Genomic DNA, 16,132 nt, shown 5'->3' with positions numbered 1-16,132 from the left:
CATGTTACCAAAACAAAAAGAAAAAAAATGAAGCATAAATTAAAGCTATTATTCTTACTTGCAATTACAACTACTTTAGTAAAAGCACAAGAGTTTAGAAAAGACAAACAAGTTTACACCGTAGGTACCGAACCACATGCCGTTACACATTTTGTCTTTCCAAATACGGCAACTGCTCTCACAGGAGACTATAAAAAATCTCCTTACTATAAAAGCTTAGATGGTCAATGGAAATTTAATTGGGCTAAAAATATCACAGACAAACCTGAAGGTTTTCAGAAACCTAATTTTGACGACAGTAATTGGGAAACCATACCAGTACCTGCTTGTTGGGAACGAAATGGATACGGAGTTCCTTCACATAGAGGAATTGGTAGTAAAATTAGAAAAGGAACATTAAAGATTCCCGACGCGCCAACAGAAGACAATCATGTAGGTAGCTATCGTACTTCTTTTAAAGTACCAGATAACTGGAAAAATAGAGAAACTTTTTTACATTTTAATGGTGTATCTAGTGCTTTCCATTTATGGATTAATGGTAAATATGTAGGTTATGATGAAGATTCTATGACAAGTTCAGTTTTCAATATCAGTGATTATTTACAGAAAGGAGAAAACAGCCTAGCCGTGCAAGTCTATCGTTGGTCTACAGGTAGCTATTTAGAATCTGGAGACACATGGACCTTCAGCGGAATTTTTAGAAATGTATACTTGCAAAGTAAACCTAACATCTATATTAAAGACTTCCACTTTACTTCTGATTTAGATGACAGTTATGAAAATGCAGAATTAAAAGCCTCTTTAAAAATATACAATAACACCAATGCCATTATCAAAGGACAAAAAGTAAACATTGCCTTATATGATGCCAAAGGAATTTTGGTTCCTGATTCGAAATTCAGCAGTGAAAAAATAGGTTGGAAAATGGGATCTCCCGGCGCAGAAAGTGTGATTAAAGGAAATTTACTACTTAAAAACCCTAAAAAATGGTCTGCTGAACACCCTAATCTGTACACCATTGTTTTGACTTTAGTGGATGCTGATGGAAGTATTTTAGAGACCACACAATGTAAATTTGGATTCCGAAAAGTTGAAATTAAAAACTTACAAGTTTGCATCAACGGAAAACCCATTTTAATAAAAGGTGTCAATAGAGGAGAGTCTCACCCTGTCTATGGAAAAACCTTGACAACAGAATCTATGATTCAAGACATAAAGCTCATGAAACAACACAACATCAATGCGGTTCGTTCTAGTCACCACCCTAACGACCCTCGTTGGTATGCTTTGTGTGATCAATATGGATTGTATGTAATGGACGAAGCACTGGAATCTCCAGATTATTCTATCCGTGGAAACTCATTACCTGGGAGTGATATCGCGTGGTTAGCAACCTCTCTAGATCGTGCGGTAGCGATGGTAGAAAGATCGAAAAATCACCCATCTATTATTTTTTGGTCTTTAGGAAATGAATCCGGTTATGGTCAGAATTTTGCCATTATGAGTGATTACATCCGTCGTGCTGACCCAACTCGTTTGATTTCTTATGACGGCCGTGAAACGGATATGTGGGACACCAAAGATTATTTCGATATCAATAGTTCAATGTACCCCTTTATAGAAAACGACACCAATCAAAAACATTGGAAACTACTAAGCTTCTGGGCTCAGCCAAAATACAACAAACCCTACATTATGATTGAATATGCACATGCCCAGGGCAACTCTTTAGGGAACTTTGGAGAATATTGGCGAGTGGTAGAAAAAACGCCATCATTCATAGGTGGATACATTTGGGATTGGGTAAACCAAACCTACAATACAAAAATGCCGAACGGAAAAACACGACAAAGTCATAGATTGGACTACCACCCAGTAGATAGTTTACCTGTAAATGGTAATTTTTCCGAAATGTGGAAATTAGATAATGAATGTGCCAAAGGAATTGTATTTGCAGATAGAACTCCTAAACCTTCTTTATTAGAAGTGAAAAAAGCACAACAATTTATTTCTATGACCCAATTAATAGAAAAGACAAATGTATTTTCTATTAAAAACAAATACTACTTTACGAATCTCAACGAATTTTCTGGAAGTTGGAATTTATTAAGAGATGGTAGAAGTATCAAAAGAGGAGTAATAACTTCCATGGATATAGCACCTGGGGAATCTAAAGAAATTTCCTTGAATCTTCCAAGCTTCAAAAGCACTTCAGAATATGTGCTTCAATTTAGCTACGCTCTAAAAAAACCGACTTCCTGGGCCAAAGCTGGACATGAAGTAGCAAAAGAAGAATTCATTTTACAAAAGAAAAGAACCATCCTAAATAAAGCATCTGGAACCGTTACTATATGCGAAGACAAGAAACATATCATCACCAATAGTAAAGGTCTAAAAATTATTTTTGATAAAAGAACAGGAACGATTAATTCAATCCTAAATAACAAAAAAGAGTTGATATCCCAAACAGGAAACATTACAGGGCCTATTTTAAATATTTTCCGTGCTCCAACAGAAAATGACCGACCATACAAAGACGATTGGAAAAAGGCACAGCTCGAAAATTTAACTCAAAAAGTACTCTCAATCAAATCGGAACGAGTAAATGAATCTCTTGTTTCCGTGAAAATTGTAAAAGAGTTCAAATCAGATTCACTGACTTTTACGCACGAATGTATCTATGACATTACTGGCAAAGGTCAAATTATCTTGAAAAATAAAGTTATACCAACACAGGTAAAAAACTTAAAAACACTTCCTCGAGTAGGAATTAAATTAGCTTTGGTTGATGGCTTAGAAAATGTAACCTGGTATGGAAGGGGACCTCAAGAAAACTACCCAGACCGCAACGAATCAGCTTTTTTAGGGAATTACACATCAACGGTTACAAATTTATTCACCCCATATTTGGTTCCACAAGAAAATGGAGCACGTACTGATATTCGTTCTTTAGCATTTTCATTTAAAACTCGTAAAAAACCGAGTATTTCTATTAACTCAAATAAACCTTTTATTTTCTCCGCTTTGCACTATGATGCTAGTGATTTGATTAAAGCAAGTAGACCCGCTTTCCTAAAAGCTAGAAAAGAAATCATTTTATGTTTAGATGCTGAAATGTTAGGGTTAGGAAATGCGAGCTGCGGACCTGAACCCTTAAAACAATATTTACTTCCAATAAAGGAGTATGAATTCGAGTTTACATTAAAGTTCTAAAAGAACGTAATTAGCAATAAAATCATTACCCAGAAAACATATTATTCAGACGGTAGAAGTAAAAGTTGGAGCTATTAAACTGTTAAACATATAATTATCAAGAGAAAACTGGATTCTTAATCCCCTAATAATTGACCAAACAAAACCCTGAATAAGTTAAAATCAAGTTAGTTTGACACAATAATTTACATTTATGAAAAGAGTAAACATTATGTATAATGGCAATTTCTAATTTACCGAATAGGATTTTTGATATTTGTATCTGACCAAAAAACCAATTCTATGTTTCAGAAATTTGTATTCATTTTATCTTTCTTATTTATTAGTTCAAAAATAATTGCCACAGAAATTCATATTGCAAAAGATGGGATAAACTCATTATCAGGAAGAGGGTCTGAAAACGCTCCCTACAAAACTATTGAATATGTTTTTAGCAACAACTTAATTGAGGAAGGAGATGTAATGCTTATTCATCAAGGGTTTTATAGAGAAACTATTGTAGTAGACGTAAATAATATTACTATTCAACCTTTTGAAAATGACAAGGTGGTTATTTCTGGTGCAAATTGGTATGGTGCAAATAGTTGGGTTACAGATCCCACAAGACCAGGAGTCTTTAAACTCACCTTAAACTCAGATCAAGTAGAAACAGATTTTACACAATTATTTGTCAATCATCAACATAAACAAATTGCTAGATTTCCAAATAACAACACAGATTACAAGGATTACCTATCAGGGTCACACAAAGAAATGATGGCTCCTAGAGATCAAACAAGCGGTTTTGCCGTTATTTTAAACGCTAGTAAGCCAGAAGGTACAAATCAAACTGGACAAGTTAGTTTCTCTTCACATCATGGAACACCAATTCTCCCAGATGTTAATTTTACAGATGAGGCACTTATTCGTGGATTTACTGGAAAACTAAGAAACAATATTTTTTCCTATTCACAAGATGGAGGGGAAATTACAAAAGCCGGTGAAAGACTGGTAACTTTTAAAAGTTTCAATACACAAGGAAATAAATGGGGACAAGAAGGTGCTGTTGATCTACCTGAGGGATTTGGATATTTGATGGATTTATCATTGCTCGATCAAGAAGGTGAATGGTTCTACAAAAAAAATGAAAATACTATTTATTATAAACCTGAGGGTGGAACCGTTGAAAATAAAAACTTTGAAATAAAAAGAAGACAACATGTAATGAAAATTGAAGCAAACAATGTGACGATTAATTATCTTGACATGAGGTGTGGTGAGGTTCAAATAAATAATGCACAAAACACTTCTTTTTATAAATGTCAGTTTACCTACATGACACCCTATATTTATAGAAGAACTTATGGAGTGCTCCGTCAGGGTATTTTGGTAGATAACTCGGACTACTCAACCTTTGAAAGTTGCTACATCGGTCATACATGGGGAAGTGGAATCATCATTCTTAAGGGCTCAGATAATTCTAAAATAAACAATTGTACAATAGAAGAAATTGGTTGGATGGGTCAATTCACTGTATCGTTAGAGAACAACGGAAATAATACTGAGGTAACTCATAATACCTTTGGAAAAGCATCACGTTTTCATATTAGAACCACAGAATCCGTATATGCAAAAATCACAGACAATGATTTTGACAGTGCCATGTCAATGGGTGAAGATGCTGGAACCATTATGTTTACAAGTACCGGTAAAGATGATGCCTTAGACATGAACGAAACAATTATTGCTTACAATAAAATACATGGATTAACTGGGATACCCGCCTACGACCCACAAGATTGGAGTAATAAAAAATACATTGTAGCCTTTTATTTAGAAGATGTAGATAATTACACGGCGCATCATAATTTATTATATGACAACAACGACGAATATACCAGTGTACGGTTACAAAATGATGGCACGCCAGAGACCACAAGAAACATCAATTATTTTGCCTATTTAGGACCAAGGAACAGAAAACTAAACCGTAAAATAGAATATTTCAATAATACTGCTTGGGAATACAACAGCCTTATTGGCTTTTGGCATCGAACAGAAAATGCTGACGTAAACGCAATGGCATTAAAAAACAATCTCTTCTTAGAAGGAGCTCCAAGTAGTGTTGGCAGCGTTACTGAAACAGATTTAGATGAATTTACCACAAAGGCCGCTAGTGAATACGGCTATCATATTGAAGCGGAAAACAACGGTTTTATTACAAACGCTTCTGATCACTATGTAGATATCTCCACTGAAAATTACAGGCTATTACCAGAATCTTCATTTAACTCAGGCGGATCTATTATTGAGGGAATCACAACTGAAATAAGCCCTACATTAGGAGCATGGGAAGGAAATACAGAAACATTAAAAAATAGAGTATTTAATTCAGGTTCCAATCTTACAAGTTCTTCTTTTGAACCAGGGGATAACCTAAGCAGTAATTCTATTTCCGATATCAAAATAAAAATTTACCCAAATCCATTCAAGGATTTAGTTACCATACATTTAACTAACTCTTCTGCAAAACAATCCCTTATTAAATTGTATAACGCAAACGGCCAACTACTTATTTCGGACACCTTTATAGGTAAAGAAACAACACTACGATTAAATCTGTTAAATTCCGGTATTTATTACCTGCAAGTAAAAAACCGAACAGGAACAACCGTTCAGAAGATTGTTAAAAAATAAAAATCGTTTCTACCCCTATATGATTTCTCTTAAAATATCAATATAAAACTGAACTCCATCCTTTACTTCTTGCACATAAATAAATTCATCTGCAGAATGCGAACGTAAAGAGTCTCCAGGACCTAATTTTACCGATTGGCATGTCAATCTACATTGATCAGAAAGCGTTGGAGATCCATAGGTTTTCTTACCTAATTTCAATCCTGCTTTTACAAACTCATGGTTGGGATCAATAAATGAGGAATTTAAACGCAATGATCTTGGTGTAACCGCACACTCTGTATTTTCTTTAATTATAGCAGCTATTTCTTGATTAGAATAGGCATCTGTCACCCTACAATCCACAACAAAATTTAATTCTGAAGGAACCACATTGTGTTGTTTTCCCGCATTGATTTGAGAAACAGTCATTTTTACTTTTCCTAAAGACTCAGATATTTTTGGAAACTCAAAAGAATTGAACCAATTTAAGTCTTTAAGTGCCATAAAAACAGGATTCTGATCATTCGAAATATGTGCAGCATGACCAGGAGTTCCAGTAACTTTACCATCAAATACAACAAGCCCTTTTTCAGCAATTGCCAAATCCAATAAGGTAGGCTCTCCCACAATAGCAAAATCAATTCTAGGTAAAATCGGTTGCATATAAGCAATTCCATTTTCTCCTGATATTTCCTCCTCTGCAGTTGCTGCCAAAACAAAATTATATTTCAGATTTTCTTTCTCATAAAAATACACAAATGCAGCTATCAAACCTACCAAACACCCTCCGGCATCATTGGAACCAAGTCCAAATAATTTACCGTCTTCTATTGTTGCTTCAAATGGATCTCTTGTATAGGCTGCATTGGGCTTTACAGTATCATGATGTGAATTCAATAAAATAGTAGGTTTACTATCATCAAAATATTTATTTACTGCCCAAATATTGTGCAAATCTCTTTTAACTTCAATTCCTCTTTCAATTAACCAAGCTGATAATAATTTCGCCGTTGGATCTTCTTCCTTAGAAAAGGATTGAGTAACTATTAAAGATTTTAAAAGCTCTAAAGCGTCGTTTTGTAATTTTTCTAACATAATTATATTTCAATTACTTCTCGATACAATTTTTCATATTTCAAAATCACTCGAAGTGACATTTCATCCTGTCAGTTCAAGTATTTCGTAACAAATTCTAAATTATATCGAGAACATTCATTTACAACGTTAGAGTTGTAAACAATTGTTCTTTGTTTAATATTACCGTTGGATTTCCAATGATAACTTCAGAAACTCCTTTTTGTAAAGCCTCAAAACAGTTTTCCATTTTCGGAAGCATTCCATCCGCTATGATTCCATCTTTTTTTAACTGTGCATACTTTGGAGTATCAATAGCAGTAATCACAGAATCATCATCATCAACAGAAGTCAATACTCCATTTTTTTCAAAAGTATAAATCAAAGAAACCTCATACTTTTCTGACATTCCAACTGCAATAGTTGAAGCAATCGTATCTGCATTAGTATTCAACAACTGTCCTTTTGTATCATGGGTAATGGCACAAAAAACAGGAGTCATTCCACCTTCAATAAAAGTTGCTATATTTCCTGCATTGATACTATCTACATCTCCTGCAAAACCATAATCAACATCTTTTACAATACGTTTATGCGCCTGGATTGAATTTCCATCAGCGCCAGACAAACCTAACGCATTGCAATCAAACTTTTGCAACGTTGCTGTAATGTTTTTATTCAGCAAACCAGCATATACCATTGTTACAATTTCCAAAGTGGTTATATCTGTAACACGTCTCCCATTGATCATTTTTGCCTCTATTCCTAGATCAGCAGCTAATTGTGTTGCACGTTTTCCTCCTCCATGTACAAGAATTTTATTTCCTTGCAAAGCTGCAAAATCCGTAAGAAAGCTGTTTAGAGTCTCTGGATTGTTAATTACGTTACCTCCTACTTTTACGATGGTTAGTTTTTCCATATACTTAGATAAAATCTTTGTTTTTGATGTTCATTTTAATAAGAATCCTAAAAACAAAAGACTATTTTAAATTTTCTAATATTTTTTTCAATACGATTTGAGCTGAATATGTTCTGTTGTTCGCTTGTTTGATAACAATAGAATTTTCAGAATCGATTACTTCATCAGCAACAACAACATTTCTACGAACGGGCAAACAATGCATAAATTTTGCATTATCAGTTACTTCCATTTTATCCCCAGAAATCATCCATGATTCATCTGTACAAGCCACTTTACCGTAGTCATTGTACGAAGACCAGTTTTTAGTATAGATGAAATCAGCACCTTCAAAAGCCTTTTTTTGATCGTATTCAATCGTAGCTCCTTTCGTTTTTTCTGGATTCAACTCATATCCTTTTGGATGGGTAATAACCACTTCAAAATCATCTTCATGAGCCAGTGCCATTTCTGCAAAAGAATTTCCTACGGCATGTGGCAAAGCTCTCGGATGTGGAGCCCAAGACAATACTACTTTTAATTTCTTTTTTTCAGGTTTATGTTCTTCAATGGTAATGGCATCTGCCAAAGCTTGCAAAGGGTGTCCTACTGAAGATTCCATATTCAAAATTGGTACAGTAGCATACTTCTTAAAACTTTCTAATACCTCCTCAGCTTCATCCTTTAGCTTATCTTCCAATCCTGCAAAAGCACGAATCGCAATCACATCGCAATATTGAGAAATTACTTGAGCCGCTTCTTTAATATGCTCAGATTTCCCTTGGTCCATAATTGTGCCATCTTCATACTCTAGCTGCCAACCTTCTGCTCCAAAATTCATTACAATTGGCTCCATTCCTAAATTCAACGCAGCCTTTTGAGTACTCAAACGCGTGCGCAAACTATTATTAAAGAATAACAAACCAATGGTTTTATTTTTACCTAAATCTTGAAATTGTAGAGGGTTTTTCTTTAATTCAATCGCTTCTTTCACCGTATCCTTGATACTTGGTAAATCGTGAATGGACATGTAATGTTTCATGGACTTCTTTTATTTAATAAGCCCCAAAAATACAAAATCAAAGCTTGATAAGCTACAATTAAAAAGCTCTAATTAGGAAAGCAGCCCATTGCAAAAAGAGATCTTTTCTAATTCAACAAAAAGTTGCCCATTAACCTACCTAACCGAACTTGACCAATATGAGTATAATGCAGATTATCTACATGTTTTGGAAAATCTCCCCATGGTAAGTTTTCTGGTGTTGCAATAATCTTCACAAAGCGATCCTTAGTTGCTACACGCTGCATAGCATTTCTAACAATTTGTGGCCCTTCCTTGAATTTTCGTGGCAAAGGGTTTACTTGACCAAATACAAAAGGTAAATCAGGTACCTTAAATTCAGTACGGTATCCTTCAATCAAATTAGTTAAATTTTGCTCATAATGCCCAGCTGTTTCTTTTTTATTGGTATCACTCTCTCCTTGCATCCAAGCCATTCCAATAATTCTATATGAAGTTCCACTATCCTGCATCCTCTGCAATTCTCTATGAATTTGTTTATGATGTGCCTTATATAACTGCAATTGCTTTCTTGCCTCTCCTCTTTCTGCAAAGTTCGCTTTTTCTTTGGTCCAGTTTGGGTTCCAAGCTCCGTACAAAGATGTTCCTCCTACTGCTTTTTTAATAAATAAATAATTTTGATTTAGGTTCGCTTCTGCTAAGGTTACTGCAAGAAACATTTCGGGTCCAAAATGCTTGGTGAAATTATATTTTTCCGAAGCTTTACTTTCCCTGGGAGCAATAGGTTTTGGTTCTAACTTTGGATTGTCAGAAACTGCGAATAACACTCGATCTTGAATAGCACGTATTCTATTTTTTTGCTCGGTAGTAAGTGCATCAAAATCTCCATGACCTGCCATATTTGATTGTCCGGCAAGCAAAACTACATGTACTTCTTTTTCTTGAGCTAAACCAAAAGAAAAACTCATGACACATAACACTAATACATAAAACTCTCTCATCAACTTTTATTTTAACATCCAATTCATAACTGCAGAAGTTAACTTTTCAGGTGCCATTTGATGCCCACCTTCAAACTCAAAAAACTTAATTTCAGCTTTTTGTTTCTTTAAAGTTTTAGCATCTATCTCTTTCCATTTATTAGCTCCTTTATCACTAGTACCATTTACCATAGCAACTTTTAAACTCTTTTGGTAATTCTTATTTTGATATTCATTACCTCCAAGCCAACCTCCAAAAGCAATAATACCTTTAATATTTTGATCGATTCTAGTAGTCAATTGATACGAGCGCATGGCTCCTCCCGAAAATCCAGATAAAAACACTTGTGTTCCATCATGTGGAATATTTTTAAGAATAGACGCCAATACTTCATCTTCCATTTGCCGCTCTAATTCTTGATCTATCATCCCATTTTTCAACTTATCGCAGCCCACCAAAATAACCTCATTTTCTTCCGCTCCCAATTTCATCTTTTCAAGAATTTTCTTTCCTTCACCCGCAGGACTAAAAGAAATAATTAAAGGATACTTTTTGTTTTTAACCGATAACTGTTTTGGAATATAGACATGATATATCATATTCATATCTCCTGCTGCTCTGAATTTCAAAACAACTCCAGGAACGAGTTCTGTTATATTTTTAAATTCTTTTGCTGATATTTTTTTATTTAATGAGATTAGTTTTTCACCAAAAACAGTTCCTAAACGAAGTTGTCCTTCTGCATTATAATGTACATTATCAGAATGTTTCGGGTAATCACTCCATGGAATATCATTTTTAGTTGCAATAAAATCCGCACAATAATCCGAATTTGCAGTTTTCATTATGGCATTTCGAACCATTTCGGGTCCTCCTTCAAAATCACCATATCGTGAATTAATTTGACCATAAACAGCAGGCAATTCATTCAGTTTTAAATCGCGTTGGTAACTTGCCTTTAAATTTTTAAGATTTTTTCTGTAGCTCTTCGCAGAAACTTCATAGGCTGCATCATTTTCACCTTGCATCCAGCCAAAACCAATGATTTGATAGCTTTTATTATCTTTTTCTAACTGCTGAATTCCTTCAAGAATATCCGAGATATGCAATTCATACAACTTCAAGTTTTGTTTGTAATCTCCTTTTTCAACTTCCTTCGCTTTCTCTGAACTCCATTTAGGATTCCAAGCGCCATATAAAGAAGTTCCTCCTTGAGAACGTTTGATCAACAAAAAATTCTTGTCAGGATATTTCTCCGCCAAGGTTACACCAATAAACAACTCAGGTCCGAATCGCTTTGTGAAATTGTACTTTTTACCAGGTTTATTCTTGTAATAAGACAAAGGATAAGGTTTCGATCCATTAAAAATAATGGACACCCTATCTTGTACGTTTTCTATTCTTTGACGATTTAAAGAACTAAGGTTATCATAATCTCCACCTCCTGCCATATTAGACTGCCCCGCTAACAAAACAACTTGAACGTCCTTTTCAAAAATTTGAGCATTGGTGATACTTACATATAAGCAAACAACTACAACTTGAAGGAATTTATATTTCATAGCCAATTATTAATCTCTTAAAACCACCTCAACAAAATACACTTCATTCGGTTTTAAAACTGGATTAGACGACACCTCAACACCTTTCAATAAATCCATACAAACCAATTCCCCATTATTTTTGGAAGTAATTTTTAGAGTAGCATCGGCCTTACCAACATTGACAACTGATAGGACTTGATTCCCTTTTGAATTTTTAACAACTTTCCAAATGCAGGTTTTTGTACCTACAGAATTGGTCTCTGTAACTTTTAAACCAGACAAAGAACCAAAATTTTCAAGTAATTGAATCCCTTCTTTTTTAAATGACTCTAGAGTATCTAGCTCTAACAACTGCCCTTTACTCTTTTTTAATTTAGGTAAAGAATTCCCATATTCATCCTTTTTCAAACTCTTTGCATCAATAAATACAACACCGCCTTTATCTAGATAATTTTGTAGCGCATGTACCTCATTTAATGTAGCAAACTCGGTATCATAAACCATTACTACATCCCAATTAGAAAAATTTTGAGTTTTTAATATATTCTCCGTTGCAAAACCTAAAGATGTCCCTTCAAAATGTAAAGACTCATATAACTCAAACAAATCATCCATATGATGCGTTTTATTTATTGCAGAAGTTTTAGAATAAAACAAACGAATCGGTTTTCTCTGACGTTGCATCGCCATAATTTCCTCACCATAAGCATTCAAGTCAATCAAAGTCATGGCCACCTCATTCGTAACACGAGGCTGCTGATTATTAGAACCCGCATAGCCTTTCAAATCTTTCTTAGTATTCAAAGATCCATCTTCTTTCCTAGGCCAGTACCAAATCTGACTTGCGGTCATTCCATAGGTGTGTGCTAACCAAAAAGTTGCTCTAGCATATGTTGGATCTTGATATAAATCTCTAGATCTGTTAGTCGATAAATAATGTAATTCTGAATTAAAGTTGATTTTATTTGGACTTACGGACTTCATAAAATCGTACCCCATACACAATTCTCTCCATCCAAAACTATAATGAGCCTCCCATTCATGAGGTTTCTTTTGCCAAATTCTTTTGTGTTCAGCTCCTGAATCATTTCCTATGATACCACTTAAATCCGTTAAGGCCTCCAAGTCAATTCCATGAACTCTTTGATTTTCAGTCCATAAATTTGGCATTATTTTTAAATGCACCTTTGCCTCCGCATCATACTTTTGAATTTCTTCTTTCAAAAACTTATACCACTCTGTAACTCTATTCATATTAAACACAGACCAATCATACCACATAGCAGATCCTCTATGGCTGATATCAATAGGAATCTCGATTTGTACTGAATCAAAATTTTTAAAATTTGTTCCCCAAGCTGAATTCAAAGAATCTATAGACTCATGCTTTTTATGTAACCATTCTTTAAATTTATCAATTGTATAGTTAGACACACCTCCAGAGGCCCATGGCAACTTTCCCTTTTTCTTATCATTCTGTGTATAAAAATGAGGCTCATTACACAACATATACCCCAATCCTGAAAATTGCTTACCTGCCGTATAAGGAACCACTGCAGCAAGTAATTTTTCTTGCAACACACGTGCACCGGGATTATCAATATCGTAGGTAGTATACGTATCTTCTCGCATTTTAAAACCCGGACCATATTTCTGTTCTGCCCATTTTGGCACCCCTTTATGATTCATAAAAATAAATCCTAAAGATCCCTCTCCTTTGCTTTCTAATTCTGTTTTTTTTCGAGGAGAAAAATCACCTTTTTCGTTAACCACATAAGAAGGTGTAAGAAAAAAACCATCTTGATCTCCATGATATTCGGTTAATTTTTTAGTTTTAGGTTTCCATGTATAATCCGCTAGAAAAACAGGTCTCCCATTATAGGTTATTTGATCTTCTTCTACTTTTGCTTTTTTCCAATCAACTTTTGGGCTTTCTTTTCTAAACACTTCTTTCTTTAAAAGTAATTTTAAATAAGAATTAGCTTCTTTAAGCATCAATAAAACATCTTGCCTCTCAAAATCTGGCAATTCCAAACTCATTTTATGAGCATCTTTTTTATAAGATGCTACCTTTTGAAATGCATCTTCATTTATATCAGTGTTCTTTTCATCCCAATTAGCAAATTCCAAAAATATCTCTGCAGTTCGAATCGTTGTTTTTTCTTTAAGTACATCAATGTTTTTTTTCTCAGCTTTTTTAATTAATTTTTCTAAAGATTTAATTTCTTGTCTAGCTTCTTTTTCAAGATCTTGACCAAGTATTGAAACACTGACTAATAGTGTTATCATAAATAGTAATCGCTTCAAAAAAAGTGTTGGGAATTTCATAGGTTAAAATTTAGTAATTATGTTACCTACGAAGAACAAAAATTTCAGGAGTAATTTTGTTGCTCTCCGTTCATCTTTTTTATAGCTGCGTATATAAGTAGCAAAAACGAAACATTACTGGCTATATTTATCTCAAAACAGGGCCCTATGAAACAAAAAAAGCCTCATTCATAAATTGAATGAGGCTTGGTTCTATCGTTGATAAGATTTAAAGTAATTTTTTCAAAGCACTTATAAAAACATCAATATCTTGTTTTGTAACATTTAAAGGTGGTAATATTCTCAATAAATTTTTATTCATTGCTCCTCCTGTAAATATCTTTTCGTCGTAAATTAATTTTTTGCGCAATTCACCTACTTCAAAATCAAATTCTAGACCTAACATCAATCCTTGACCTTTGACTTGCTTCACGCCTTTTAATGATTTTACTTGTTCTTTGAAATATGCATTGATTTCTTTTACATTCTCTATAAGGTTGTCTTTTTTAATCACATCTAAAACTGCAATCCCAGCTGCACATGCTAAATGAGAACCTCCAAAAGTGGTACCTAACATTCCATACCAAGATTCAATATGTTTAGCAATCAATACTCCACCAATAGGAAAACCGTTCCCCATTCCTTTTGCCATAGGAATAATATCTGCTTTTACGTCATGTAATTGGTGTGCGAAAAATTTACCTGATCTTCCGTAACCGGATTGCACCTCGTCTAAAATCAAGCAAACATTATTTTCTTCTGTTACTTTTCTAACCGCCTTTAAAAATGCTGTTGTTGGCTCATCTAAACCACCAACTCCTTGAATAGGCTCGACAATAACAGCCGTTACATCTCCTTTTTCAATCTCATTCTTTACCGCTTCAATATCGTTTAACGGCAAAATTGTTACGGGATTATGAGCATTTACTGGAGCAATAATTTTTTTATTATCCGTTACAGATACCGCAGCAGATGTTCTACCATGGAACCCGTTTTGAAAAGCAATTACTCTAGATTTTTTGTTGTAAAAAGAAGCTACTTTTATAGCATTTTCATTTGCTTCAGCTCCTGTAGAACACAAAAACAATTCATACTCCTCACTACAACCAGACAACTCTCCTAATTTATTGGATAATTCTTGTTGCAATGGGTTTTGAATTGCGTTCGAATAAAAAGCAATATTGCTCAATTGCTTTTCGATCATTCCTTTATAATGAGGATTGGTATGACCAATAGAAATTACACCATGCCCTCCGTATAAATCTAAATATTTTTCGTTTTTATAATCCCAAACATAGCAACCTTCTGCTTTTACAGGGGTTACATCGTATAATGGGTATACATCAAATAATTTCATTTTTTTTAGTATTTGGTATCAGGTATCAGGTATCAGGTATCTCAAAATCTTGATACTCGATACTTTGTACTTGATACTATTAAAACGCTGTTCCTTTCAAGTTCAATCCTTCCGTCTCTTCGTATCCAAAAATCAAGTTCATATTTTGAATTGCCTGTCCAGAAGCTCCTTTTAAAAGATTATCAATTGCGGAATAGATTAAAATATTATCACCATGCTTGATCAAAGAAATAGCACATTTATTCGTGTTTACAACTTGCTTCATACTTACTGGTACATCCGTTATATGTACAAAAGGTGCATCCTTATAAAACTCAGTGTACAATGCTTTCGCTTCTTCTAAAGTACCCTCAAATTTTGTATAAATAGAAGCAAAAATTCCACGACTAAAGTTACCGCGATTCGGAATAAATAATAACTCACCAGTTTTTGCTCCTTGCAAAGCCTCTAATGTTTCACCTATTTCACCTAAATGCTGATGTGTAAAAGGCTTGTATACTGAGAAATTATTATCTCTCCAAGGAAAATGAGATGTCGCAGAAGGAGAAACTCCAGCTCCTGTTGCTCCTGTAGTAGCATTGATATGAATATCATTTCCTAATTTTTTAGCTGCTGCTAAAGGCAATAATCCAAATTGAATACAAGTAGCAAAACAACCAGGATTCGCAATATAATTTGCTTTTTTGATTTCTTCCTTACTTACTTCAGGCAAACCGTATACAAAATCTTTTCCTTCAAAATTAGCATCTGCATTCAAACGGAAATCATTAGATAAATCAATGATTCTTGTTGCATCAGAAAACGTATTATTTTGCAAGAAAGCAGTAGAGTTACCATGTCCCAAACATAAAAACAACACATCTACATCAGCATTGATAGTATCTGTAAAACTTTGCTCTGTATCACCTAGCAAATCAGCATGTACCGCATACAATTTGTTACCAGCGTTTGAAGTACTGTAAACAAAATCTAATGTAACTTTGGAGTGATTATTTATCAATCTAATCAACTCACCAGCTGTATAACCAGCTCCTCCAACTATTCCTGCTTTTATCATTTTTTTCGTTTTTGACAATTAT

General features: G+C 34.2%; 10 protein-coding genes. 2 read left to right on the top strand and 8 right to left on the bottom strand.

All coding sequences use genetic code 11. The annotated features are described in order from the left end of the window. The first annotated feature begins 27 nt into the window (after positions 1-27). Both AC2DGP_RS12580 and AC2DGP_RS12575 read left to right on the top strand, forming a co-directional pair. A complete protein-coding gene (locus tag AC2DGP_RS12580; RefSeq protein ID WP_484490412.1) occupies positions 28-3,213 on the top strand; it encodes a glycoside hydrolase family 2 TIM barrel-domain containing protein in 3,186 nt (1,061 codons plus the stop codon). A gap of 282 nt (positions 3,214-3,495) precedes the next feature. After that, a complete protein-coding gene (locus tag AC2DGP_RS12575) occupies positions 3,496-5,889 on the top strand; it encodes a T9SS type A sorting domain-containing protein (protein WP_484490411.1) in 2,394 nt (797 codons plus the stop codon). Positions 5,890-5,904: 15 nt separating this feature from the next. Here the strand turns inward: AC2DGP_RS12575 and AC2DGP_RS12570 are convergent, their stop codons facing one another. The 8 genes from AC2DGP_RS12570 to argC all read right to left on the bottom strand — a co-directional run bounded on the left by AC2DGP_RS12570 (position 5,905) and on the right by argC (position 16,110). Next, positions 5,905-6,966: a M20 family metallo-hydrolase gene (locus AC2DGP_RS12570; RefSeq protein WP_484490410.1), complete on the bottom strand. Its 1,062-nt coding sequence runs from the start codon at positions 6,964-6,966 to the stop codon at positions 5,905-5,907. Between the two features lie 121 nt (positions 6,967-7,087). Further along, on the bottom strand, positions 7,088-7,864 hold the full coding sequence (gene argB, locus AC2DGP_RS12565; protein WP_484490409.1) for an acetylglutamate kinase: 777 nt from the start codon (positions 7,862-7,864) through the stop codon (positions 7,088-7,090). Positions 7,865-7,925: 61 nt separating this feature from the next. Continuing rightward, positions 7,926-8,885: an N-acetylornithine carbamoyltransferase gene (locus AC2DGP_RS12560; RefSeq protein ID WP_484490408.1), complete on the bottom strand. Its 960-nt coding sequence runs from the start codon at positions 8,883-8,885 to the stop codon at positions 7,926-7,928. A gap of 107 nt (positions 8,886-8,992) precedes the next feature. Then, a complete protein-coding gene (locus AC2DGP_RS12555) occupies positions 8,993-9,865 on the bottom strand; it encodes a sialate O-acetylesterase (RefSeq protein ID WP_484490407.1) in 873 nt (290 codons plus the stop codon). A 6-nt stretch (positions 9,866-9,871) separates the two neighbouring features. Beyond that, positions 9,872-11,407 (bottom strand): sialate O-acetylesterase, encoded by a 1,536-nt coding sequence (locus AC2DGP_RS12550; protein ID WP_484490406.1) that lies wholly within the window; start codon positions 11,405-11,407, stop codon positions 9,872-9,874. A gap of 9 nt (positions 11,408-11,416) precedes the next feature. After that, complete coding sequence (locus AC2DGP_RS12545; RefSeq protein ID WP_484490405.1) at positions 11,417-13,678, bottom strand: beta-galactosidase; 2,262 nt, start codon at positions 13,676-13,678, stop codon at positions 11,417-11,419. A 247-nt stretch (positions 13,679-13,925) separates the two neighbouring features. Beyond that, positions 13,926-15,053, bottom strand: a complete 1,128-nt coding sequence (locus tag AC2DGP_RS12540) for an aspartate aminotransferase family protein (RefSeq protein ID WP_484490404.1) — start codon at positions 15,051-15,053, stop codon at positions 13,926-13,928. Between the two features lie 79 nt (positions 15,054-15,132). Further along, positions 15,133-16,110 (bottom strand): N-acetyl-gamma-glutamyl-phosphate reductase, encoded by a 978-nt coding sequence (gene argC, locus AC2DGP_RS12535; RefSeq protein ID WP_484490403.1) that lies wholly within the window; start codon positions 16,108-16,110, stop codon positions 15,133-15,135. Positions 16,111-16,132: the final 22 nt, after the last annotated feature.

The organism is Flavicella sp. IMCC45537 (assembly GCF_057197705.1).
The sequence above is the reverse complement of the archived record's forward strand: the minus strand, read 5'-3'. Positions and strand labels throughout refer to the sequence as shown.

Coding starts and splice junctions, on each gene's coding strand:
- AC2DGP_RS12580 (WP_484490412.1), top strand. CDS start 28: ATGAAGCATAAATTAAAGCTATTATTCTTACTTGCAATTACAACTACT.
- AC2DGP_RS12575 (WP_484490411.1), top strand. CDS start 3,496: ATGTTTCAGAAATTTGTATTCATTTTATCTTTCTTATTTATTAGTTCA.
- AC2DGP_RS12570 (WP_484490410.1), bottom strand. CDS start 6,966: ATGTTAGAAAAATTACAAAACGACGCTTTAGAGCTTTTAAAATCTTTA.
- argB (WP_484490409.1), bottom strand. CDS start 7,864: ATGGAAAAACTAACCATCGTAAAAGTAGGAGGTAACGTAATTAACAAT.
- AC2DGP_RS12560 (WP_484490408.1), bottom strand. CDS start 8,885: ATGAAACATTACATGTCCATTCACGATTTACCAAGTATCAAGGATACG.
- AC2DGP_RS12555 (WP_484490407.1), bottom strand. CDS start 9,865: ATGAGAGAGTTTTATGTATTAGTGTTATGTGTCATGAGTTTTTCTTTT.
- AC2DGP_RS12550 (WP_484490406.1), bottom strand. CDS start 11,407: ATGAAATATAAATTCCTTCAAGTTGTAGTTGTTTGCTTATATGTAAGT.
- AC2DGP_RS12545 (WP_484490405.1), bottom strand. CDS start 13,678: ATGATAACACTATTAGTCAGTGTTTCAATACTTGGTCAAGATCTTGAA.
- AC2DGP_RS12540 (WP_484490404.1), bottom strand. CDS start 15,053: ATGAAATTATTTGATGTATACCCATTATACGATGTAACCCCTGTAAAA.
- argC (WP_484490403.1), bottom strand. CDS start 16,110: ATGATAAAAGCAGGAATAGTTGGAGGAGCTGGTTATACAGCTGGTGAG.